General features: G+C 48.1%; 23 protein-coding genes. 12 read left to right on the top strand and 11 right to left on the bottom strand.

Features of this window, described 5'->3' with window-relative positions:
- Positions 1-21: 21 nt before the first annotated feature.
- The 5 genes from RT717_RS01875 to RT717_RS01855 all read left to right on the top strand — a co-directional run bounded on the left by RT717_RS01875 (position 22) and on the right by RT717_RS01855 (position 3,292).
- Entirely contained in the window at positions 22-1,017 is a 996-nt protein-coding gene (locus tag RT717_RS01875; RefSeq protein WP_317490047.1) for a 2-hydroxyacid dehydrogenase, read from the top strand.
- 68 nt (positions 1,018-1,085) lie between these two features.
- Complete coding sequence (locus RT717_RS01870) at positions 1,086-1,535, top strand: SRPBCC family protein (protein ID WP_317490046.1); 450 nt, start codon at positions 1,086-1,088, stop codon at positions 1,533-1,535.
- Positions 1,536-1,658: 123 nt separating this feature from the next.
- Positions 1,659-2,069, top strand: coding sequence for a DoxX family protein (locus tag RT717_RS01865; RefSeq protein WP_317490045.1), 411 nt, complete (start codon positions 1,659-1,661; stop codon positions 2,067-2,069).
- A gap of 111 nt (positions 2,070-2,180) precedes the next feature.
- Positions 2,181-2,960 carry a glutaminyl-peptide cyclotransferase gene (locus RT717_RS01860; RefSeq protein WP_317490044.1) on the top strand — a complete coding sequence of 260 codons (780 nt, stop codon included), beginning with the start codon at positions 2,181-2,183 and terminating at the stop codon, positions 2,958-2,960.
- Positions 2,961-2,962: 2 nt separating this feature from the next.
- Complete coding sequence (locus RT717_RS01855; RefSeq protein WP_317490043.1) at positions 2,963-3,292, top strand: putative quinol monooxygenase; 330 nt, start codon at positions 2,963-2,965, stop codon at positions 3,290-3,292.
- 31 nt (positions 3,293-3,323) lie between these two features.
- Here the strand turns inward: RT717_RS01855 and RT717_RS01850 are convergent, their stop codons facing one another.
- The 9 genes from RT717_RS01850 to RT717_RS01810 form a co-directional block, all read right to left on the bottom strand.
- On the bottom strand, positions 3,324-4,592 hold the full coding sequence (locus RT717_RS01850; protein WP_317490042.1) for an alpha/beta hydrolase-fold protein: 1,269 nt from the start codon (positions 4,590-4,592) through the stop codon (positions 3,324-3,326).
- 36 nt (positions 4,593-4,628) lie between these two features.
- The gene (locus RT717_RS01845; protein WP_317490041.1) at positions 4,629-5,705 is read right to left on the bottom strand and encodes a M56 family metallopeptidase; all 1,077 of its coding nucleotides are present in this window, start codon (positions 5,703-5,705) and stop codon (positions 4,629-4,631) included.
- Complete coding sequence (locus RT717_RS01840) at positions 5,702-6,073, bottom strand: BlaI/MecI/CopY family transcriptional regulator (RefSeq protein WP_317490040.1); 372 nt, start codon at positions 6,071-6,073, stop codon at positions 5,702-5,704. The genes RT717_RS01845 and RT717_RS01840 overlap by 4 nt, the downstream gene beginning before the upstream one ends.
- 176 nt (positions 6,074-6,249) lie before the next feature.
- Positions 6,250-7,524, bottom strand: coding sequence for a serine hydrolase domain-containing protein (locus RT717_RS01835; protein ID WP_317490039.1), 1,275 nt, complete (start codon positions 7,522-7,524; stop codon positions 6,250-6,252).
- Positions 7,525-7,706: 182 nt separating this feature from the next.
- Entirely contained in the window at positions 7,707-8,837 is a 1,131-nt protein-coding gene (locus RT717_RS01830) for a YncE family protein (protein ID WP_317490038.1), read from the bottom strand.
- Between the two features lie 24 nt (positions 8,838-8,861).
- Positions 8,862-10,841 carry a hypothetical protein gene (locus RT717_RS01825; RefSeq protein WP_317490037.1) on the bottom strand — a complete coding sequence of 660 codons (1,980 nt, stop codon included), beginning with the start codon at positions 10,839-10,841 and terminating at the stop codon, positions 8,862-8,864.
- A 294-nt stretch (positions 10,842-11,135) separates the two neighbouring features.
- Positions 11,136-12,188: a ThuA domain-containing protein gene (locus tag RT717_RS01820; protein WP_317490036.1), complete on the bottom strand. Its 1,053-nt coding sequence runs from the start codon at positions 12,186-12,188 to the stop codon at positions 11,136-11,138.
- A 237-nt stretch (positions 12,189-12,425) separates the two neighbouring features.
- Positions 12,426-12,809, bottom strand: coding sequence for a VOC family protein (locus tag RT717_RS01815; protein WP_317490035.1), 384 nt, complete (start codon positions 12,807-12,809; stop codon positions 12,426-12,428).
- A 255-nt stretch (positions 12,810-13,064) separates the two neighbouring features.
- A complete protein-coding gene (locus RT717_RS01810; protein ID WP_317492401.1) occupies positions 13,065-13,214 on the bottom strand; it encodes a helix-turn-helix domain-containing protein in 150 nt (49 codons plus the stop codon).
- Between the two features lie 245 nt (positions 13,215-13,459).
- Between RT717_RS01810 and RT717_RS01805 the strand changes: the two genes are divergently transcribed.
- Genes RT717_RS01805 through RT717_RS01795 form a run of 3 tightly spaced genes read left to right on the top strand, consistent with a single transcriptional unit; the run spans position 13,460 to position 15,489 of the window.
- On the top strand, positions 13,460-14,242 hold the full coding sequence (locus RT717_RS01805) for a YHYH protein (RefSeq protein WP_317490034.1): 783 nt from the start codon (positions 13,460-13,462) through the stop codon (positions 14,240-14,242).
- A 4-nt stretch (positions 14,243-14,246) separates the two neighbouring features.
- Positions 14,247-14,840 (top strand): toxin-antitoxin system YwqK family antitoxin, encoded by a 594-nt coding sequence (locus tag RT717_RS01800; RefSeq protein WP_317490033.1) that lies wholly within the window; start codon positions 14,247-14,249, stop codon positions 14,838-14,840.
- The gene (locus RT717_RS01795; protein WP_317490032.1) at positions 14,830-15,489 is read left to right on the top strand and encodes an SCO family protein; all 660 of its coding nucleotides are present in this window, start codon (positions 14,830-14,832) and stop codon (positions 15,487-15,489) included. The genes RT717_RS01800 and RT717_RS01795 overlap by 11 nt, the downstream gene beginning before the upstream one ends.
- A gap of 76 nt (positions 15,490-15,565) precedes the next feature.
- Here the strand turns inward: RT717_RS01795 and RT717_RS01790 are convergent, their stop codons facing one another.
- A complete protein-coding gene (locus RT717_RS01790; RefSeq protein ID WP_317490031.1) occupies positions 15,566-16,060 on the bottom strand; it encodes a hypothetical protein in 495 nt (164 codons plus the stop codon).
- A gap of 63 nt (positions 16,061-16,123) precedes the next feature.
- On the opposite strand from RT717_RS01790, the gene RT717_RS01785 reads away from it, so the two are divergent.
- The 4 genes from RT717_RS01785 (at position 16,124) to RT717_RS01770 (ending at position 21,476) form a co-directional block, all read left to right on the top strand.
- Entirely contained in the window at positions 16,124-16,648 is a 525-nt protein-coding gene (locus tag RT717_RS01785; RefSeq protein WP_317490030.1) for an RNA polymerase sigma factor, read from the top strand.
- 49 nt (positions 16,649-16,697) lie between these two features.
- A complete protein-coding gene (locus RT717_RS01780) occupies positions 16,698-17,606 on the top strand; it encodes a FecR family protein (RefSeq protein ID WP_317490029.1) in 909 nt (302 codons plus the stop codon).
- Between the two features lie 9 nt (positions 17,607-17,615).
- Positions 17,616-20,183: a TonB-dependent receptor plug domain-containing protein gene (locus tag RT717_RS01775; protein ID WP_317490028.1), complete on the top strand. Its 2,568-nt coding sequence runs from the start codon at positions 17,616-17,618 to the stop codon at positions 20,181-20,183.
- 213 nt (positions 20,184-20,396) lie between these two features.
- Positions 20,397-21,476 (top strand): IS110 family RNA-guided transposase, encoded by a 1,080-nt coding sequence (locus RT717_RS01770; protein ID WP_317488055.1) that lies wholly within the window; start codon positions 20,397-20,399, stop codon positions 21,474-21,476.
- Positions 21,477-21,980: 504 nt separating this feature from the next.
- Here RT717_RS01770 and RT717_RS01765 read toward each other — a convergent pair.
- Entirely contained in the window at positions 21,981-24,134 is a 2,154-nt protein-coding gene (locus RT717_RS01765) for an MBG domain-containing protein (RefSeq protein ID WP_317490027.1), read from the bottom strand.
- Between the last annotated feature and the right edge of the window lie 6 nt (positions 24,135-24,140).

The following is a 24,140-nucleotide window of genomic DNA, read 5'->3' as shown; positions in this document are numbered from 1 at the left end:
ATCAAACCCCATCAAGTTGTTATGAAAAGACCGGCCCACGAAACCAAAGTACTTGTAGCCAGAGAAATTCCAGACCTCGGTATCAACATGCTAAAAGAGGCTGGCTTTCAGGTAACGGTGTGGCCAGGGAAGGTACCCATGACGCAGCCAGAGTTGATTGAGAAGGCGAACCAAATGCACGCCATCCTTACCCTTAGTGCTGACAAGTTGAATGCGCATTTTTTTCAGGAGTGTAACCATCTCGACATTGTATCACAATTTGCAGCGGGCTACGACAACATCGACATACCGGCCGCCACTAAAGCGGGCATTCCCGTAGGCAATACGCCCGGTGCCATGAGCGATGCCACTGCCGACATAGCCTTCGGACTGATGCTGGCCGTGAGCAGGAAGTTCTTTCACATGCATAAAACCATTGGCCGGGGAGAATGGGGTGCCTTTCAGCCAAAAGCCAACCTGGGCTTGGAGCAAAAAGGGAAAACGCTGGGAGTCTTTGGCCTGGGCGCCATAGGCATGGAAATGGCCAAACGGTGCCACGGTGCCTACGACATGGAGATCATTTACTGCAACCGCAGCCATAACGAAGAAGCAGAAAAACGCTTTGGAGCCAAAAAAGTGAGCTTCGATGAGCTGCTGGCAAAAAGCGATGTCATCTCAGTGCACAGCATATTAAGTGATGAAACCAGAGGCATTTTCAATAAAGCTGCCTTCAGCAAAATGAAGCCGACATCCATCTTTATCAATACTTCCCGTGGAGGTACTCACAACGAAACTGACCTTATCGAAGCGCTGAAGTCAAGTACGATCTGGGGAGCAGGGCTTGATGTAACCAACCCCGAACCGATGAAATCGGATAACCCTCTGCTCGAAATGGAAAACGTGGCTGTGCTGCCCCACATTGGCTCTGCTTCGGTGAATGCCAGAAACGAAATGTCGAGAATGGCGGCCGTCAATATTATCGAATTCTACAAGACCGGTAAGGTTCCCTATATCATCAACCCCGAGGTACTCAGCTGACCCACTGACATAGGGTTGTCAGTAGCTTATGTATCTTTGTTGTATGTTTCATCTAAAGCTGTTGCTTCATGCCCAAAGAAATGATCATCAAAAACACTGTTACTATTGCTGCGCCTGCCTCCAAAGTGTGGGATGCTCTTGTTAACCCCGAACAAACCAAAAAATACATGTTTGGCTGTGAGCCCATCACCAACTGGCAGCCAGGTAGCTCCATCAGGTGGGTGGGGGTGTTTGATGGCAAAGAAATAGAAGCTGTAACCGGCAAGGTGGTCAGTATAGACAAAGGAAAATCGCTGGCCTATACAACGTTCGATCCCAATGGCACCTACCCCAATCTACCTGAAAATCACCTTGTCGTTACCTATTCTCTGGTGGAGAAGGGCGGACGCACCGAGTTCACGGTCACCCAGGGAGACTACTCAACGGTGGCCGAAGGGCAAAAACGGTATGATGATACGATGAATGAAGGGGGCTGGGCTGGCATTCTGGAGCAGATCAAAGGCATTGTGGAGGCCTGAATTGTCCTTTTTTGACAATTGAAGCCATACTATCCTGAAGTATAGTATAAGTAAGCCTTTTAGAAGGCCGCTTTTGATCTTAGATGTATGTACATTCAATAACAAGACATCCATCAAAACATTATGGTTACAGAACAAAAACAATCAAAAGTGCTCCACATCATACTGTGGGTGGTACAAGTCATTCTTGCACTAGCTTTCGGCATGGCTGGTTTTATGAAACTTACCACACCTATTCCCGATCTGGCTGCCCAGATGGTGTGGCCCGGCGACATACCGGCCGCACTTGTCCGTTTCATCGGCGCTTCTGAGCTGGCTGCAGCGTTGGGTTTAATCCTTCCTGCCCTCACCCGTATCAAGCCGATACTCACAGCCTACGCTGGCTGGGGCCTGGTCATCGTCATGCTGCTGGCTGCCTTGTTTCATGCCAGCAGAGGCGAATACTCCGGCATTGCCTTTAATCTGGTCTTTATGGCATTGGCCTTCTTTGTGGGTTGGGGAAGGTCGAAAAAGGCGCCGATTACAGCAAAGTAACTGTAAGATCGTTTGTTGTTCATTCAGTAGCTGTTCTCAGGAAAGTTGAGTCTATTTTTCTAATAGAGAAAGTAAAGTAATTAAATTGCCAGGAAAAGTAGACTGTACAATATGACTTATAAAAGCTTTTCCTGGCTTATCATTACCGTGTTGGCAGCGGCCTGTACTTCAACCGAAAAAAAGGAAGAAGCTACGTCGGATAGAATAGACTTTAAAATCCACAGCCAATTACCTCATGACACCGGCTCCTTCACCGAAGGATTTGTCGTGCACAATGGCAAGCTGTATGAAAGCACCGGCGAGGAAGGCCGCTCCTGGTTTGGCGTACTTAATATCAAAACAGGCAAGCCGGAAAAGAAGGTAGATTTGGCTGAAGAGTACTTCGGTGAGGGAATTACTATCCTGAACAACAAAGTGTATCAGCTCACATGGAAAAACAAGCAGGGCTTTGTTTACGACCTGAACACGTTCGAAAAAGTGAATGAGTTCACCTATGAAACAGAGGGCTGGGGGCTTACCCACGATGGCAAAAACCTGATTATGAGTGATGGTAAAAGCAGCCTGTTTTATCTTGACACTGCATCCCTCAAAGTCACGAAAACACTTCCTGTTACCTACCAGGGCCAGCCGGTAACCATGATCAACGAATTGGAATACGTGAACGGATATATCTTCGCCAATATCTGGCAAACCAATTCCATTGTGAAAATTGATCCTGCCGATGGTGAGGTAGTAGGCGTTCTCGACCTCTCTGCCCTGGCCGAGCAGGCCAAATTGAAGAATCCACAAGTGGATGTACTCAACGGCATTGCCTGGTATGAGGGCACCAAGTCGTTGCTGGTAACAGGTAAGTATTGGCCTACTATCTATGCACTAAAACTGGAAGAATAAACATGACAGCTGAAACCAACACCAAATACGACTTATTCGGAAAGCTGAAGGCCAAGCCAGGCAAAGGCGATGAACTCATCGCCATTCTAATGGAAAATGCACAGACTGACAGCCCCATGCCGGGTTGCCTGCAATACCTTATCGGCAAAGACCCGGACAACGAGGAGCTCATCCTCATATCTGAAGTCTGGGAAACAAAAGAGGATCATGCTAACTCGTTGAAGCTGGAAAGTGTGAGAGCCGCCATAGCCAGGGCCATGCCGCTGCTGGACGGGATGCCTGAGAAGGGCATTGTTTGGGAAGTAGTGGGTGGATTGGGGCTAGCAAGCTAACCCACCCAACAAGGTTTTTCATCGCCAACAGCTACTTCTTCTCTAGCCTTTTCATCCTCTCAGCATAGTACTCATCCCCGCTAAGCTCAAAAGCTTTTGTCACGTTAGCCAGTGCATTGGCATAGTCGCTTTGCGACTCATAATAATCAGCCATTGAGTCGTAGGCATTGGGGCTTCCCGGGTAATACTCGATTCCCATTTTGAAAAACACCTCTGATTTCACCACCTGCCCCATTTGCAGATACATGTAGCCTGCCTGGTTAAAAAGCTCCTCCGGCATGGCTGGGTACGAATAACCAAAGTGAGCCTTCAGCACTTTCTCCCGCTGTTTGATTAATGTGAGCAATTCATCCAAAGTTGTGTCAGGGCTGCTGTATTTTGTGGGCGACTGAAGCTGGTACCACTCAAACTGCCTGATGAGCCCATCACGCAAAGCGGGCAGCGGCACAGTCCAATGATAGTCATCGGGATACGTCTTCCACGAAAAGGAAAGTCCGTTTTGTTGCTGGCTTTCTGCGAACCTGGAAAATTCAATGATAGAACGGCCGAACAGGCTATATTCCGATGTGTCCTGCATCACGTTATCAAGGGTGACTGATTCATCAAGCATGTGTAGCTGACCAGCGCCTAATGCCACAAAAAGCGATTTTCTCTGGAACTGCCGACTTTTTAGCGCTTCCTTCGCTTCTTTCATAAGCTTTTGGTCGTCCCAGTCAAGGCTCGGGTCAATGGCGACATAGTTGTCAAATAATTCGGTGTGGTTAACCAGCGTGTTGATGGTGAACAGGCCGCCGTAAGAATGCCCGATCAGCGTCCTGAACGGTGAGGCTGGGTACTTGTCGTCCACATAGGGAATGAGCTCTGTTTCCAGGAAACGGGTGAAGGCTTCAGCACCGCCGGTGGCCTCTCTCACTTCGCCCCCGTTCCGAAACTTGACTTCAGAAGTGGTCAGGTCCCGGGTGCGGTTGGTGCGGTTGGAAATACCCACCAGAATCATGTCGGGCAGGTGGTGGCCCGTGTAGTAGCTATACACAGCCGCCAGCGCACCCAACTGCGCACCGCCGTCCAATAGATAAATGACTGGGTAAGCCGTCTTGCTTTCCGGGTTGAAGCCTTCAGGGAGCTGCACCCAGAAATCTCTCTGCTCTTTCAAGACTTTCGAATAGACGCTGTCTTTCATCCCCAGCTGTAGCAGGTAAGAAGACGGCTGCGCTTGGCTGCTGGCGGTGTGGACGCTGATGACCAGGCCGGCCAGCGCCAGGAAAATTTTTGCATAGTTGTTCACGCCATGATAGTTCATATGATGGAAAAATTGGATGTAGTAATAAGATTTGATTTACTGAGGCTGCATGCTCTGTTTCATTTGCTGCCAGTCTCCGTCGGTGAGTGGCTCAAGGTAAGCGGGAAGCTTATAGACTGATGTCCGCTGTCCGTTGCTCATGTTTTTATAGATGGCCATAAGCGTGTCGTATTGCCCTTTTGTTTCTATGGGCAACAAAACCCCCTCCTTCAGGTCCTTTTTGCTCATTTCGCCCGTTTCGAGTATCTCCTGCATGCCAGCTGTGTAGCGCCAGTAATACAGCATCTCTTTGCCCGACACGCCCGGATTATCGGAACAGGAGATCAAAATGACTGCCAGCAACGGAACAATGAACACTTGCTTCAGTGCGTACATACTGCTTTTTCCCCTTGTCATCATTTGGAATCGCTGTTTCGTTGGAGAAAAATTGAAACCGCTGACCATGTTCAATGGTCGTCGGCCATCAAGATAGCTCAGCAGAATGTTCTGATAGTGGCGGGTATCGTGCGTTCTGAGCACATCACCATCGGCCAGAAACTCATGATTGAGCTGCATCGCCTTTTTGTACCACCCCACCATTGGGTTGATCCAAACGAGCACTTTCACCAGTTCCACCAGGAAGATATCGAGCGTATGCCACTGCTGCACATGAGCCAGCTCGTGCTTTAGCAGTTCCGGCGGGATGGCTTCAAACTGCGCCTTGTTGATGAAAATATAATGAAGGAAGGAATACGGCGTGGTGTCCTCCATTAGAAGCACCACCGTTGCCCGGCCGTACCTGCGCTGTTCATGTCCAGCAGCTTTCCTTAGGAAGCGGTAAATATCCACGCCAAAACGCACCAGCAGCACAGCTACCACCAACAGATACACAGCTCCGGCCAACCACTCCCAAAAGAAATAATTCGTTGGCACATAGGGTTCAACAGCTGTAATGGTACTTTTAATACTTTCCGATGTGTCGATTGAAACAAGCGGCACCACCAGCGACGTCGCCAGGCCACCCAGCAGCACCAGTCTTTTGAAGCCGTGCCCCTTTTCGTTCTCAAAAAAAGCTTTGTAGAACACGTAGACAATAGCCAAAGACAAACTGAAGCGGATGACGTAAATAATCATTTGTCTGATGCTTTAAGTTGATCATCAATCATATCACGAAGCTCGAGCAGTTCCTCTTTGCTCAGCTTGATGTTCTTTGTAAAAAAGGAAGCAAACCTCCCCGACGACCCCTGAAAGAAAGTAGTTATCATGTTTTTGACATAAGAGGTAGAATAGTCGGACTTGGCTATCAGCGGGTAATAAGCCCTTGAATGACCTTTGGCCCGAAACCCAATGGCTCCTTTGTTAGTCAGCCTCTTCAGCAGTGTGGCAATGGTAGTTACTGCAGGCTTTGGCTCCGGGTAAGCATCGATCAGGTCCTTCATATAGGTTTCGTCGGCTTGCCATATGTAATTCATCAATTCCTCTTCCTTTTGTGACAACTTCATCTATGATGCGCTTTGGTTATTTACACTGCTCTACAAATGTAGAGAAACTTTTCTATTCTACAAGTGTAGAGTACAAAAAGTCATCCCAACGCAACGGCCCTTCAAAAAGATATCCCCCAGGCCAACCTCGTAAAAGTCGACCTGGGGGATAAATAATGTCGCCTAAATTGATATGTTTACTTCACATTCTCAGGCACATACGGCCCATACACCGCATCCCTAAACTTCTTGTGCACCTGACCAGCAAAGGGCATGATCTGCACGAACAGCACTGCTGTCAGGTCGTTCGCCGGATCCACCCAAAACAAGGTGCTGGCAGCGCCATCCCAGAAAAACTCGCCTACGATGCCATGGTTCTCATCAGCTGATGCTGGCGGGCGCAGCCTCACAGCAAAGTCAATCCCAAAGCCGACCTGTCCTTTGCTTGGCAGCCACATGCGCTCTTTGATATTTTCATCCAGGTGATTAGTTGCCATGAGCTTTACCGTTTCGGGCTTTAGAATAGCTGCGCCATCCAGCGTACCCTCATTCACATACATCTGAGCCAACCGCATGTAGTCGTCCACGGTAGAGGTAAGGCCAAAGCCTCCCGGGGTAAGCGCCCAGTGGTTGATATTGAAAGAATGGGCGGACGAATCGGGCAGCTGAGTGAGCGTACCATCCTCATTTCTTCTGTATATGGCCGACATCCGGCTGCGATCGCCCTCAGGTACGAAATAGCGGGTTTCGGTCATCTTCAAAGGATCAAGCACGTTCTTCTTCACGTATTCACCATAGGGCATGCCCGATAGTCGTTCTACCAGAAAAGCCTGCACGTCTACAGAAGGACCGTAAGCCCACTGGGTGCCCGGTTGAAACATCAATGGTATGGCACCCATCTTTTCTGCCATCTGCACGAGGGTGTTCTCTCTGTTGGCAGGATCAACTGCCCTCAACACATCACCCAGGCCAGGCATATTCGGATTATTGGCAAAGCCTGCTGTGTGACGGGTAATGTCTCTGATAGTAATCGGACGATCCAGTGGCTCCAGTATCATTTCTCCTGAAACAGAGTCAATCCCTGCAAACACCTTCATGTCGGCAAACTCCGGTGCGTATTTCGACAGAGGCTCGTCGAGTTGGAAAGCGCCTTTGTCGTAAAGGGTCATCAGCGCAGCGCCAGTAACAGGTTTGGTCATTGAGTAAATGATAGCGATGGTATTTCTGTCCATCGGCACTTTGCCCTCCCGATCTGCATAGCCATAGGCATTAAAGTAGGCCTCCTTGCCTTTCTCGAAAATCAATGCTGAAGCGCCCGCCACCATACCTGTTTCAATCATGCTGTTGAGCGTCGAATCAAGTCTGGCCCTGGCTGTTTCATTGTTGGCAACCACACCTGACTCTTCCTTAGGCGTGCTGCAAGCTAAAAAGTACAGGAGAGGTATGGCGAAAAGGTATTTGATGGCTTTCATAGTAGCTAGAGTAGTTTTGTTGGATATGTTTTGTTACCGGATTACAATGGTTTCGCTTAATAACCCGGTTGATAAAGATAGTGAAGCATTTTGGTTAAAACCACCATAGCGTAAACAGGCTGGGTAGCTACAAAAAAAGGATCAGTCTCCTGATCCTTCTGAACTCTTTAATCGATGTAAAGCTATTCCATCTTCCAAAAAATAATTCCACCGGCCTGCTTGCCCATGTCGACAGAAGCTACTTTTGTCCCTTTTTTGATATCGATCACATCCATGGTGCCAGGCTCACCGCCAATTCCTTCTACAGAAACGAAAGCGTACTTGCTATCGGATGAAATGGACACGCCATGCGACACTTTGCGGGTGTTCTTTATTCTGGCGGTTTCTTTCGCTTTCTTCAAGTCCCACACACCTGTTTCGGCGCTCCCTTTGTAGGTGGCCACCAGCCAACGGCCGTCCGGCGACACGTCCACATTGTAAGGCGCCTTGCCCGTTTTGAAACGGTTGGTGATCGCCCATTTGTCGAGGTCCACCTCCAATATCTCATCTGAGCCATTGCCAGCCACATACACTTTTCTTTCTGTGGGATGAGGAATGGCCCAGGTAGGCTTAACAGCGCTATGATACATCGGTTTGCTAGCTCCCATCATCGAATGATCCATCTTTGAATGATCCATGGCACTGTGGTCCATCCCACCCATGCTGGCCATTGCCGGCTCCTCCTCCTTGCCATCCAGATTGAGCTTTCTGGTTACTTTCAACTTGGTTGTCGAAATCTCAAAAAGTTCGCCAGACATCATGCCCACCGAATAGTGATACAGGCCATCAGTTGAAATCCTTGAGCCATGAGGCATCACTCCGGTTTCTATGCGATCGATCTCGATCATTTCTTCCGGATCCACCACCGACACCGTGCTGGGCACCATGTCGCCATGCAGGTCAAAGTTCACGCAGTACAAAAGGCCCGTCGCTTTTGACACCTGCAAAGAGGCGGGGAAAAGCCCCAGCCTGACAGTGTCGACTACCTGATTGGTTTCAGTGGAAAACTTATAAAGCGTACCATACGGATTACCATGTGCCAGAGACAGGTACCAGTACTTTCCATCAGGGCTTACATTGATACCATGCGGCCCTTCAATTTCTGCGGGCCAGATGCCCACGGCAATGGTCTCTTCCACTGTGGCCTTCGTTCCGTCAAATTTGATGAGCGCAACTTCATCCTCCGACTCAGCAGTAACATACACATAGTAATTCTGCGCACCTGCGCTGAAGCCGAAGAAGATGGCCGCCGACAGCAAGAATGATTTGATCATAGTATTCATATGCAAAGCGTCAGCCTACTTAGTTTGTATCTTGGTATTCTCCGGTACAACGGGCCTCAGCTTGGCCGACCACAAACCACTGTTCCAGTCGGAATAGAAAATGTGGCCTTTGTGCGGCTGCGCTCCCCAGGTAAATGGCGCATTGGCTATGTAACCATCGGGATCTTCCGGCACTATCCAGGCAATCTCTCTGCCCTGACGATTCAGATCGCCCAGCAGCTCCCCACTCAAGTCAACCACCCGCACACCTGCGTTGTAGAAGGCTGCATACAGCACATCGCCCTCTATCCAGAAATTGTGCGATCCGGCAAACGGCACCTGAAACCAGGCCACCTCTTTGGGGTTTTTAAGGTCTGTGAAGTCAATGATATGAAGGAATCCTGCCGCTCTGCCAGGCTTGCGGCCATCGGGGTCAAGTCCGTAAGGAAACTCCTCGTCGCCGAGAATGACGTAGAATTTACCCGTCTTTTCGTCTTTGTAAGGAAACGCAGCATGGTTCGACCCACTTGGATAGGCATAGCTGGCAAACTGCACCGGGTTCGACGGAGAGCCACCGGCAATGCCATTGCCCACGTCGACCAGTTGCACGCCGTCGTCCCAGTTGGAAGAATAAGCGATGCCATCATGCACCCACACATCGTGAATGGAGTGACCAGGTGTATCCAATTCAAACTCACCTACAATTCTAGGCTTGGTCGGGTCTTCAATATTAATCGAGTAGTATTTTCTACCTGCACTCAGCGCATAAACATGCTTCTTGTAAATGAATACATTGTGCACACCGCCGGTCAGGTTCTCAGAGAATTCTGAGATCACTTTTGCATCCCTTGGGTTGGTCACATCGATAATTACCAGGCCGTTTTTCCTGTTGGAAGCACCTTCTCTGGAGATCACGCAGATTTTCCCGTCTTCAGAAATTTTTACATCGTTCACGGTACGGGCATCTACTTTCACAGAGTCAATCAGCATCATGCTGGCTGGGTTGGTTACGTCCCAGAAGTAGGCTGTGCCATCGGCGCCCCATGTGCCGGTTACGGCGTAGTCTTTTCCGTCAACACCTTCCCAAATCCAGAAGTCGGATGTGTGCTTGTTGTTGACAGAGCCCTGACCTACCAGGTCGATTTTCCGTGAAATATTGCGGTTGTTGGCGCTCACAGTGACAGAAGCTGCAGCCGGGCCACAGGTAGCATTCAACACATAGAGCCCGGGCTGATCCGCTACAAACTTTCCTTCCTTTGTCATTAAACCCGACGGAGCGGCAGACACATCGTACGACTCACCAGTAAATGAATAGTTGATAGGTGCGTCTTTGACGACATTTCCACTTTTGTCCATCGCAACGGCAGTCAGTGTAAATACATCGCCCGATCTGCCTTCGGTCATGTCCGCTTTCAAATCGATTTTAGCAATGGGGTTTTCCAATACATTCACGTCCAGCTTTCCCTGCACACCAGCAACTGAAGCCGTCAGGGTCACTTTACCTTTTTCACGGGGAATTATTTTATAGAACGGCGCAACAGCGACCTTGCTTTCATCCGACGATTTCAGCGAGACAGCGACTTCCGGGCGTTCAAATCCGGCTTCATCCGTAACTATCAGCGTAAGTGGCACGTTCACTCCGGCATAGATCTTGTCGGGAATTGGCCCGAAAGCTACCTTGGCTATAGGTGCGGGCGCTATATTGACGGTAATATTCGCCCTGAGCATGGGCTCTCCCGGGCTTATCACTACCACACCATATTCTCCGTGCCTGATGGCCGTAGCCATTCCGGTGCTGTCTACCACCGACAAGGCACGCTGGTTTCTTGAATAGAAAATAAAGTCACGGTCGGCTACCTTTTTTCCGGCGGCATCTACCACCACAGCTTCCAGCTGCATCGACTGGCCGATTTTCATCGACACATTTTCTGAGCCGACTTTTAGAGACAGCTTTTGCGCCTGCAGAAATCCTGCACTAAGGAGCAGAGCAATAAAGGGGAGTATAAACTTTTTCATAGGTTGATTTTGATTGATTGTTGAATGTAACGAAAAGCTGAGTACTGACCATGATAGAATGGGACAAATGGTGGTGCGGGAGCTAACTCGCCAATCCACCGTAATTTCCTGTCTTAAAAAAACACGCAAAGGCGCAAGCCTGATAAATCAGGCCGCAAAGCCCAATAACTTGCGCCATTGCGTTTCCCCGTTATGAGAATACTAAAAACATGCTTCTATGACTCCTAATGGACAGGCGTCACTTAGCGTTAGCCCAGGGAACAATTCGCCCTATGTTGAACGTATCTAATTCTTCTATTTATCCCATTTTCTAACAGTCACCTTTTCTTCTGTGGGAAAATCCGTCGGAATGGCCTGAGTAACCGCACCCGTAGCCACCCACTCTGCTCCCCGCTGTAGCGTGGTGATAAAGCCTGCGCATTCCATGGAATAGTCGAAATGACCAAGAGCGGTGTGGAAAACACGGCCCTGGCCGTAGTTCATGGCCATCAGCAGGGGCACATGCTGTCCCATGCCTTTTACCTTAGGGTTCCACGGAGGCGAATTGCCCTCTACATCCGCATAGGCAGTAGCCAGCACGGTGGCGTTTTCCCATGGGCCTCTCATGCGCTCATACAATTCGTCCTGCGTGTGCATCCATGCGGCAGGCAAACCTTTCATGATAGGGTGCTCAGGAGCACGTGTAGTCATAAGAAATTCGTACTCGGCACCATGTGAGCCACAAAAGCCCGCCGAAGGATCAATGATGAGCTCCTTGGCATCGTTGTAGTATACATAGGGGCCAGTGGTACTATCACGGCCGCCCCAGGCACCCACACCAATCATTTTATTGTATTCGTCCCAATCGCCCCAGGCGTTGTCGGCGGCGTGCACCACAATCAGCCCACCACCTTCGCTCATGTATTTCTCAAAAGCTTTTTCGGTAGCCTCAGGCCACCTCGGACTTGCCGCACCTAGGTTAGAAACCACCAGGTCGTACTGACTAAAGTCGATGGAAAACCGGGAGGTCTTCACCGGATCTTTAGAAATGGCATAGGCTGTTGAATCCAATGGATAGGTTTGGATGTAGTATTCGTAGGCGGCAGGACGGGATTTGTTGTATTTGATGCCCAGCCACACAGAGTCCATGCGGTGAATATCCACCTCAAAGAGGCCTGTCTCCTCCAGGTAGTCCTTCATCATCATGGTGGTTTTGGGCCAGATGTAGTGATTGTTCTGACCGTCAACGATCAGCACTTTGAGTTTTGAAGCTTCAGCCTCTTCGCTGCTGGCCTGTTCTTCCTTGTTAGCCGGGCCGCATGCCGTGGCAAGAAGTACTACTGCAACAATCCAATTGAATTTTTTCATTTTATAAAGTTTAAGATAGGTTCAACCCAATAATGTCCGGCACTTGCCGGAATTAAAGATAAGTTAAAGGATTGCAGGATGCCTACAAAAAGCTTTGTGAAAAACGGTAGGTGTTGATTAGAGTTGTCAGCATAATTACAAATAACAATCAGTTCGTATGCAACTCAACATGCCATTCGGAACCTATCAAGGAGCAGAATGCTTTTGGGTTTATGGCAATGTCAATTCATTTTCATTTTACAACGTGTAACCAATCTCCCAAATGTGTCCAAATGGGTCTTTCAGTTTTCCTATTCTCCAGTCATCTTCAGTTGTCATTGGACAAATTTCAGTTGCACCAAAACTTATTGCCTTTTCAAATAATTCATCGGCATTTTTTGTTTGTAAAATTATTCTGACCGGGCTGGTCAGTTTTATGTCTGGGGATAAATTTCCATTATGAGGTTCTTCGTCGCCTACATAAAACTCAGCCTTCTCAATCTCAATGACGGATGATATTTTCTGGTCAGGCATGTCAAATCTTTTTGTCTCAATCGCTCCAAAAGCAGCTATATAAAAGCTCACAGCTTTTTTAGCATTATTTACCGTCAGAAAAGGTTTTACCGTAGTAATATTATTCATTATCATGAAAAGTTTCTTTTTAGTTGTTTCCGTTCCAGGTATATGCAAACTAACATCATATTACACAGGTGCTGCGCTGCTCTTCAATGACCGCAACCTGGAGCTGGCGAATGGGGTTGATTAACTTACCCTCTCTAACCTCTTGTACTTAGCAACGCAGAAGATAAAAATAGGCGTTGTGGCGAACAATCCAAGCCAGCCAACTACTGGGAATAAGTAAAACCCTCATCTGCTTTTTTTGTGTTGTTGCTATTTTCATCCGATTGTTAGTGTTACTCTTTTGCCCAAGCCTATTTCCATAACTCTGTAGAGTGTAAGCAGCTGTCTGTCACTATGCCCGTTTTCGATTCTGGAAATGTAACTTTTCTTCGTTCCAGTCCGCTCGGCAAGTTGTTCTTGTGTCAGGTCTGCTTCTTTTCCGTCTCCCGAATTACCTCCCTAGTCGCAAAGACTTTTTCTTTGATCTCAGAGTTTACATGCTCTTTTGTGCTCCGGGTTTTGATTTTGATCTTCGAGTTGGCTCTAGCTGTCCATCTTTGGCCAGACACAAATCATCTCTTAAGAAAATTTCTAAAGCCCGGGTAGGGTTCTGTTTCACCTCCCCGTTTGATGATGCAAAGGCAATTGTTCCAAATTTAAAACTCACAAACATGACAAGTATCAGGCATTCCATTGTCGCATTATCTATTTTTTGTTTAACCGGCATGGTCAGCTGTGGAGGCGAAGACGACGCTGATGACATAGAAGTCGACGAAGACCCAACAGAAGAAATTACCAACGACGTAAGCATCCTGGTTGATAAGTTCACTAACAAAAGCGCCCTCACCATTGTGGTTGGAGAAAACAACATTACGATCACCACAAAAGATCAGCCCGACCACAAAAGCATGTACTACGAAAGCGGCAACTCTTTGTATGAGGCCTACGACGAGCCCAACAACCCCGAGTTCAAGAAAAACCCCCACAACATTACTACTCAAAATATTGTGATGAAAATTCCACGGTTTCCGGAAAAGGCTTCGACCCACAAGGCCACTTCCATGGGGCCGATAGGTATCGCTGTGAACAGTGTGGCGCTTTTCAATCAGGCCGCTGCCCCTGGCGACGATATCCTGGACGAGCTCAACACTTTCGACCAATACGAGGGGCACCCTCAGCAGCAGGGAATGTACCACTACCACACCGAGCCGGTTTACATTACCCAAACGGAAGGGGATGATGCCTTTCTTGGCTTCTTGCTTGACGGGTTTCCGGTTTACGGACCTTTTGAAAACGGCAAAAGGCTAAGTAACGATGACCTGGACGACTATCACGGACACACAACCGCAACAGCAGACTTCCCCGACGGCATCTATCATTACCACGCTACCGATGAACTACCATGGATCAATGGCGACGGTTATTATGGAACTCCGGGGACTATTACTTTTTAATATTATGAAGGTTGTTTTTTGTTTTTCAATTATTCTGGTATTGGCGGGCTGCGCCCCGCTGATACCGGATATTGAAATAGTGGAAAGCCAAGAGACTTTGTCAAGAGACCTGGAAGGCCGGCTACACCACAAAGACAGATTGTTCTCCGGCTACCTGGTGGAATACTATCCTGACGGCACGCTGAAAACCAGGTCAGCCTACAGCGGTGGCTTGCTGGAATCGGTTAGCTACGGCTACTACCCCACCGGAGAAGTGATGTATGCAAGACTCTACGTGAAAGGAGAAAAGCATGGCACGCATGCCGGGTATTACCCCGATGGCAGCTTGAAATTTCGGTACCATTTTGTAGCGGGCAAGAGCGTAGGCAACCACCAGGAGTGGTACGAAAACGGCCTGCTGGCAAAAGACCTGAACTATGTAAACGGCCAGCCATTCGGATCGCAGAAAATGTGGAGGCCCGATGGAAAAATCAGATCCAACTACGTCATCCGTGAAGATGGGAGGCGGTATGGACTCGTGGGTGTAAAACGCTGTAAGAACATTGATACTGAATTGGAGCAAATCACACGACTAACCTCTGCCATATATGATAAATAGATTGCTAACTGGCCTTGTATGCCTCGGTATATTTTGGCAATGCTCAAGCCCGGGTGACCCAAAAGTGCAAAGCATAGGTCTTCCTTATTATTCACAGGCCGATTTTACGCCCGAGTGGTTTGATGACCAGGCTATTGGCAGTGCTGCCATACATACGATAGCTCCCTTCAAGCTGGTGAATCAAAACGGCGACACCATAACAGAAAGTGACCTGAAGGGAAAAATATATGTGGCCAACTTCTTTTTTACGATTTGCCCGACGATATGCCCCAGAATGACCGACAACCTGGAGCGGGTGATGGAGGCGTTTGAAGACGACAACTCCGTTCTACTGGTGTCGCATACAGTGATGCCATGGATAGACTCCGTAGCCACCTTGCACGAGTTTGCGCAGAAAAGAGGGATCCAGGGTGGTAAGTGGCATCTTTTGACTGGGGAGAAAACGGATTTGTACACCCTGGGTAGAGAATCCTATTTTGCTGATGAGGGTTTTGGAAAAAGTGTCACAGCCGATTCAGACTTTCTACACACCGAAAACGTGGTACTGGTGGATAGCCAGCTCCGGATCCGGGGGGTCTACAATGGCACCCTGCAGCTGGAGATGAGTCGCCTGATTGAAGATATCCGAAGATTGCAAGGAGAAACCTGAGACATTCGGCGGGGCCTACCATTTGCACCCGCCTCATTTTGAAATCAATCACCCTCGCCAAATGAAAAAATTTACATTAGGCCTCTGCTTGTTCATCGGCTTGGCAGTGCAGCACGTTGCACAAACCCAGGCAGAGGTTCCTGGAAAAAAAGCTTTTAAAAACGATAGAAACGAGCGCAACGCCAAAAGTGTTCTCGGGAATAGATTTTTGGCCCCGGAACCAATGTGCGAAGGCGACTGCACGCCGACTGATCGGCGTTCTGTTAGTAGAGAAAGTTACTTTCAAAGCAACATTGCGCTCGTTATGAATAGCACCGAAGCAGCCTACGAAAAGCTTTCTTACGAAAGGCAGGTATCCGACAGGCTCAGAAGGAGCGACGAGGCCGCCTGGTCGATGGGAAGAAACAGCACCCACAACTATAGGTGCCAAGGCCATAGCATTGTGGCTGCCCAATTGGCCCGATAAACTGCCCCCGAAATGGTGGACGACCAGCAACGGATGGAGGAAGGATTTGAATTTGAAATCTTTTACCGGCGCCTTCTGTAGTGATGCTATGGTTGCCAGCGCCATAAATATCAAATATTCGGGACATTGCTTTAATTTGCAGGCCAATCAAGCATTAGTCAACCGGCCATGGGCAAATCAATTTGTGAAGAGCAGGTATTTCACGAAGTACACAGAATGCATGCCTCAGCTCTTCGGAATTTTCTTTTTTACAAGTTAGGGAGCCTCGAAAAGGCCAAGGATTTTGCCCAGGAAGCATTCATACGGCTTTGGAACAATTGCAGCAAGGTGGATTTTGAGAAATCGAAAAGTTATCTCTACACCATAGCCAACCGGTTGTTTCTGGATGAAGCGGATCACCAAAAAGTAGTGCTGAAGTTTCACCACCGACAGGGAATGTCGGAAAGACATATGGATAGTAATCCTGAATACCTTTACCGGCAGAAGGAATTTAAAACAAACCTGGAAGAAGCGGTCTCCTCACTATCAGAAAAGCAGCGGGTCGTTTTTCTGATGAGCCGGATAGATAAGATGCAGAACAAGGAAATTGCCGAAGCAATGGACCTTTCGATAAAAACAGTAGAAAAACACATCTCCGGCTCCCTTCGGCTGTTGAAGGAAAAGCTGGATGAGCTAAAATATTTGAAATTGTAGGTAGGGTTGTAAGCAAACATCTCGTTTTAATAGTAAATACCAGGTTTTTATGGCAGAGGACTTCAAAGACCATCAACTTGCCAAATGGCTGAACGGAGAGCTTTCGGAAGAAGAGCTGAGGGAGCACTTTACCCCCGAAGATCTGCTAAAGTTCCGGCAGATACTTGATGAGGTGGACCGCTGGACGCCCGATCTGGAAACCGAGGTTTTTTCTCCCGAGGTAGTCACGAGGCAGGAAAAGCAAGGAAAAGTAAGGAGACTCTGGCTGCCTCTGTCCGTTGCTGCATCCATTTTAATCCTATTGGCCGCAGGTATTTTGTTCATTAATAAGTCCGACCAGGTTAGATACGCAACAGCCGCCGGAGAAACCAGAGATATTGCCCTCCCGGATGGCCGGTCAACCATTATTCTCGCTGCTAATTCCAGCGTTAGCTGGACCGATAAAAGCTGGTCTGCTGCGCAGCGACAGGTTAATTTGAAAGGAAAAGGTTTTTTGCAGGTGGAAGAGGGGAGCCCGTTTATTGTCAATACTTCCAGTGGAAAAGTGGAAGTACTGGGAACCAGCTTTGAAGTGCACGAGTTTGAAAGCGGATTGCAGGTAAACTGCTACCAGGGCACAGTGAAGGCAACGGTTACCGGCCAGTCACCCATGATGGTCAACGCAGGCGAGAGCTACCTTTACTTCGAGGGACAATGGGAAGCAAAAGCGGAGGTTTCCGATGCTGCCCCTCAATGGCTGAACAACGAATCGTCTTTCGAAAATGCCCCACTCAGGCAGGTCATCAAGACGCTGGAATCAGAATATAACTTGAAAACGGACGCAGGCACCATTAACCTCAGCAGGCGGTTTACAGGCTCATTTCCTAATAACAACCTGGACGAAGCTTTAAGGCTTGTCTTCGTCCCTCTTAGCATAACCTATGAACTAAAAGGCGATCGGTTATATTTGTCGGAATAATCGTATTGAATGAGAGCGTTTTTTTTATTAGCTGCCAGCTTATTGTCCTTTTCATGTATTTCACAAGCTGCAGGCGGACAGAACTTACTGCAAGCCATTGCCTTTTTTGAAAGTGAGGCGGGAGTTAAATTTTCCTACGATCCGGAGGTATTAGGACTCATTGACCGGAAATTTGATACGAAAAATACGGACCTGCCCTCGTTCATCGAAACTGTGGAAAACTCACTGCCTCTCACGATCGATCAGGTAAATGAACAGCACTATACGATCAGCCTGGCCCAGGCCGAGTTCCATCTCATAGTTACCGATTCCACAACCAGAGAGGCTATTTTCCCTGAAATGGGCGGCGTATTGCTTCTCAATGGTCAGCCAGTGCAGTCTGTCCAAAGCAATGATGAATGGACTTTTTCTTACAAACCCTCTGTGCGTGATTCGGTGGAAGTGTATGTACCGGGGTATGTCCGGCAGCGAATCACCTTCCGCCAGCTGCTCAACAGCACACACCTCACCCTTCCGCTGAGCCTGATAACACTGCACCTGAAGAAAGTCGTTATAGAAGACTACCTCACTTCCGGCATTAACATGGATCCAGCCGGCCAGAGCATTTCAATTCATACAGCCGATCTTCCCTTGCTGCCAGGCGAAACAGACGGCGACCTGTTTGCATCGCTGGCCGCATTACCTGGCATTACTACGCCCGATAACCGGCCCGGCAATCTGTTTATTCGGGGCAGCTCAACCGACCAGTCGCTGATTCTGTTTGACAACATTCCTATTTACCACAGAGGGCACTACTTTGGCACTATTTCTCCCTACAACCCCAAGGTTGTAGAGGAGGTGAAGGTTTACCGCAACGGTTATCACCCCCGCATGGGAGGCCGAGTGGGCGGCGCTGTGGAAATCCAATCTGACCACCAGCCGGCCCTCCATCCGAAGACCGGCCTGGGCACCAATTCACTTTATGCGATGGGCTATACGAAGGTGCCTCTGGCTGGCAAAAAAGTAGGTATTTCATTAGGAGCGAGACGATCCTATCCTTATTCTTTTTCGTCTCCCAAGCTCAGAGCAATTTCCCAAATGGTGTTTGCTGCGTCTGCACTGACCGACTCGGCCGGTAAGGTGCAGGAGAACATTGATGTTTTGTTTGAAGACTACCACGCCAGGATTACTTTCCAGCCCAATCGCAAAAATGAGCTCTATTTCACCTCCATTTTTACCCGGTCCAAAACAGAATTCACCACCAATGTACCTGAAGAAAACCAGGTAAAAAACGTTGGCTTCAATTTCCAGTGGAAATATGCAATAACCCGAAAGGCTAAATCCTCGCTATCTGTTACCGTGTCGGATTATGATTATTCTTATCTCATAGGCATGGCCATTCAAAACGCTACGCCGGGTGTTTCGGGGGGGTATTCGTTGAATGGCATTAAGGACTATAGTATTCAGGAAGAGGTGGACATTAAGCTGCCAAATGCCAACTCGCTGCAGACTGGGGTAGACTATCAGCTTCAACAAACATATTTTAAATACAGTCTCACCAATCCACGGGACACTATCCCTGTCATTTTGGGAGACCAAGCAGAAGCCCAGTCGTTCTCACCCTTCGCCAATTTTGAGTGGAACAGCCTGAGAAAACTTTACGCACAGATTGGGGTTCGGGCCACCTACTACGATCTGACAAATAACCTTCAGGTCACCCCTCGCCTATTTGTAAACTATTACCCTCACCAGGCTCTTACGCTCAAAGGCTCGCTGGGCTGGTACCGGCAGTATCTCAGCCAGGTGAAGAACCTGGAGTTTTCCAGCGGTGGTTTCGACAACGAACTGTGGCTGCTGGCCCGTGCCAACAACAATATTATATCTGGCACGCAGGCTATGGTGGGCGGCGTGGTAAGCGTCAATTCGTGGATTTTTGACCTGGAAGGGTACTATAAAACGGCCGACAACGTGACCTACCATAGCGACAAGAGGTTTTACAACAACAGGGGGATTTACCTTACCGCCGACCACGCTATGTATGGAGTTGATTTTTTCATCAAAAAGAAGGTGAATGAAAGTGTTGCGATATGGACCGGTTACTCGTGGAATCAGTCTAAGGTGGCGCTGGATTCTGCCCTGGATATTACCTACGATTCCAAATACAGCCAGCCCAATGTTTTTTACCTGGGAGGCCTTGTAGAAAGAGGGCGATGGAAACTATCAGCGGGATGGAGACTCAACTCCGGGCTGACGAGCCGCTCGCTGGATATGATACAGGCAGAGAATCTTTTCCTCGAAGAAACCAGTCGGCGACAGTCCGGGGGCCGTCCGGGCGGAAACTCCGGACTGACCAATCCTTTCGATGCCCTTCCTTACCGATATCCTGCTGTTCACATGCTGGATATTTCGGCCTCTTACACCATTCCGCCAACGGAAGAACGTCGACTGTCGGCCACCTTTGGTGTGTCGTTGATCAACGCTTACAACCAGGTTAATATGACTGACATAGTAACCAGGAAAGGAAATCCTGTACCAAGGCTGAAAGAGCGTGATGCCATTCAATTTGCTCCCAACCTTATGGTGATGATTGAGTGGTAGGGTGTGGGGCGATGGCCTGAAGTACGTTCCTTTGGGCTTCCGGGTATAATTCAATGTCATTTAGTTAAGAGCATTTTACCCTTAAGCCCTAAAGGGGCCTGCTAATGGTAATTCATACGCCCTTTAGGCCTTATGATTGTAAAAGCATAAGCTTCTATGCAATTTAGTTTTGGATAGACATCAACACTTGTCAAACTAAAAAGATAGAAGCTTATGAAAGGTAAAAGTAAAGAATTGAACTTCGAAGGTCAAAAGGTATTCGTTGGCATTGATGTGCATTTAACCAGTTGGAAAGTGACCATATTATTGGAACAGCTTACACATAAGACGTTTTCACAGGATCCGAGAGCTGAGACTTTAGCCAGCTATCTAAGGAGAACCTTTCCAGGGGCCGAATATTATTCAGCCTATGAGGCAGGATTTTGCGGTTACAGTGTTCACCGATCTCTGGAGGCATGTGGCATACACAATATTGTAGTCAACCCAGCAGACATTCCTACCACAGATAAAGAGAAGAAACAAAAGGAGGACAGCCGAGATAGTAGAAAAATTGCACGCTGTTTACGTACTGGAGAATTAGAAGCTATCCATGTTCCAGACAGGGCTATAGAAGAACTTCGTGGGCTGGTAAGGTACCGTAAAACTTTGGTCAAGGAAATCAGTAGAAACAAGACCAGGGTCAAAGCTTCTTTACATTTCTATGGTATTGAAATTCCGGCAGAACTGGACTCTGCATCACGCCACTGGTCAGCTAATTTCTCCAAATGGTTAGCAACCATAAGGCTATCGACAGATTACGGCCATACCGTAATAGCCGACACGGTGGATACAGTTGATCATTTACGGTCTACACTACTCAAAATCAATAAGCAGCTAAGGACAATAGCTAAAAGTGAGGCGTATGCTCATAAAATTAACTGCCTTAAAAGTATTCCCGGAGTAGGACTGGTTGTGTCGATGACTTTGCTTACAGAACTCGAGCAGATCAACCGGTTCAAGAACCTGGATAAACTTTGTGCTTATATTGGACTGATTCCATCTACTAATTCTTCAGGAGATAAAGATCGAACAGGAAGCATTACACCCAGAAGCAATAAACCATTGAGAGGGGTACTTATTGAAAGTGCATGGGTTGCCAGTAGAATTGATCCTGCTCTAGCTCTGGCTTATAGTAATTTGTGTAAGCGAATGAAGCCAAATAGAGCTATTATTCGAATAGCTAAAAAGTTATTGAATCGTATAAGGTTTGTATTGAAAAATGAAACAGAGTATGAATATGCGGTGGTTAAATGAAGAGACTATCATCATAAAACAAACTTCACTTGAAAGACAGCTACTCAGCCCTTGCGATGCTAAATTTTAGTATTCGTTTCCTTTAGGCTGCTGCTTTCATTCATAGAAATTAAACAAGGAAATGCGGCTTACTAGTCCGTTGATAGAAGGATGTTTTTATGATGATTTATCATGACTAACAAGGAACATGGAGGCAAAGTATTGCTGGCCACTTCTTGGATTACAACATAGAAGGGCTGGGGTAAAAATAGAATTGGGAGACTGAACCTCTTAACTAAACAACATTGATGTACAATTATGTAAGTAACGTGAGTTCGACATAAGAATATCGAGTTTTTTAAAAGAAAAAAGAGCGCAGTGAAGCTTTGAGAAAGGGAAGTTTCCTGCTTCCCAGCCATTTTCATTTCTTGATCAATGCTCACACCCTGGAGGCTTTGGGATACCTCCAGAGTTTAGAGTAGTCATCTGAATTCAGGTGGTTGTTGTCGCAATGGAAATTGAAGCCTAGCCCTTTTTCATGAATCGCATGGTGGCAACGACCCTGCCATCGCTGTCACTCAGGCGAAGCAGGTGGATGCCCTCGTGCAAACCGGTAAGATCCACTTCTCCATCAGTCAATTCCTGCGATTTCAATCGTCTTCCGGTATAATCAAACACCTCTACATATTTTATCTCAGAGGACTCGATGATCAAGTAATCTGTCGCCGGATTTGGGTAGACATGGATGAATTCCTTTTCTTTCACACCAAGTACAGTTTCTATGGTAAGCGTCCCCTCAGCGTAGCTCAACGAATAGTTATCATCGTCGCCACCAGACACTTTAATAGTATAGGTTCCAGCCTGTGATGCATCCGCAATGGACACCGACGCTGTAGGTTGCACGTCCAGCGAGTCTGCGCTTTCGCCATTCACAAAACCTGCGTAGCTTACGGTAAACTCCCCTAAATCTTCCCCCTGATTGATTATCTTGTCATCAGCTACCACCATCAGATTGGCCTTATTGACGATCAAAAGCTGCACCTTGTCTGGTGCTCCTTCGTACATGTCGTTGCCTGGCTGACTAGCAGTAATGATCACCGAACCGGCGCCGACGATCGTCACAGTACTCCCGGAAATTGACGCTATATTGTCGTTGGAGCTACTGTAAGCCACGGTGAGCTCGGAGCTCGCCGTGGCTGTCAACTCGAACGATTCGTCACCATATGTTTTCTCATCCAATGCGCCAAACGTGATGGATTGAGCCTGCCTGCCAGTTTCAGTGACGAAAAAACTGTACAACACCTGGTCAGCCGCCGCATAGTTGTCATTGCCAGCTTGATCGGCAGCGATGTAAATAGCACCTGATCCAGTAAGAGTAAGTATGTTTTCAGACAAAATTCCGGGACCAGAGCGAAGAGTGAACTCCACCTCAAGTCCGGAGGTGGCAGATGCCGTCAGTTCGATGCTACCAGCGCTTATATCCACATCAGCCAGCGAGTCGATGCTGATCGTTTGAGATGCCTTGTTAACTACCAGCGTGCGCACTACCTCGTCAGCGGGGTTATAGCTGTCATCTCCCAGCTGACTGGCAGTAATTTCTGTGCTACCCGCCCCAACGATCGTCACCGTACTTCCTGAAATGGTCGCCACCGCTGTGTTGGAGCTCGCATAGCTCACCGACAAACCAGAACTAGCTGAAGCAAGAAGCTCAAAAGAGCCTCCTCCATAGCTTTGCTCCTCCAGTTGATCAAATACTATCTGCTGATGTTGCTTGCTCGAATCGGTTACTGAAAAACTTTGGATCACTTGAACCGCCTCCAGGTAGTTGGCATCTCCTTCCTGGTCCGCTGCCACCACAACCTCTCCGGTGCCAGTCAAAGTCAAAGTGTTCCCCGATAAGGTCGCCGAACCAGATACAAGACTGTAGGCTACATCCAGACCGGAACTTGCACTGGCTGTAAGCTGCACGCTTCCCACACTGATATCCACCTTGTCAATAGCCTCAAAAGTAATGGTCTGACCTGCCTGATCCACTACCAATACCTGTGGCACATCCTCTGCGGCTCGGTAGGTATCAGCTCCTCCCTGACTGGCCGTGATAGTGACACTTCCAGCGCCCACAACCGTGAGGGTACTTCCGGAAACAGTGGCCACCGTCTGATCCGAGCTGGCGTAACTTACGGTGAGTCCTGAGGTAGCTGTAGCAGTTAACTCGTACGGCCCCGCTCCGTAACTAACCCTCTCCAATGCGCCAAATGCTATGGTTTGTGAAAGCCGGTCATCGACGGTAAAAAGTAATGGATCGGAATAACTTCCGCTTGACCGATCAAGTACAAACTGGTACTCATTGTCTATCTGATAGGTAGCGCCCTCGGATGCATCGTAATATTTGAAAGTGAGCCCCTCTTCGTTGACCGAATTGCTGTAGACCAGGATCGGGAAAAAGTATTTTTCAAAACCAGGATGATAAAGGCTGGACACTACTCCTCTTACTTCACCGTCAACAAAGGCCGCCAGATAATCCGTTCCATCAACAGCAGTAGATGAGGTGAACTGCACTTGCCAGGTAAATGACGCTGAATACTCGTATTCGGAAGGATCAACCTCCCAGCCAACCGGTTGGGAGATTGCATAGCCACCAATCATCCATAAACACGCACTCAAGAAATATCTAATCATTGTCTT

Source organism: Imperialibacter roseus, from assembly GCF_032999765.1.
Taxonomy (GTDB): domain Bacteria; phylum Bacteroidota; class Bacteroidia; order Cytophagales; family Cyclobacteriaceae; genus Imperialibacter; species Imperialibacter roseus.
This window is presented reverse-complemented; position numbering and strand designations above follow the sequence as displayed.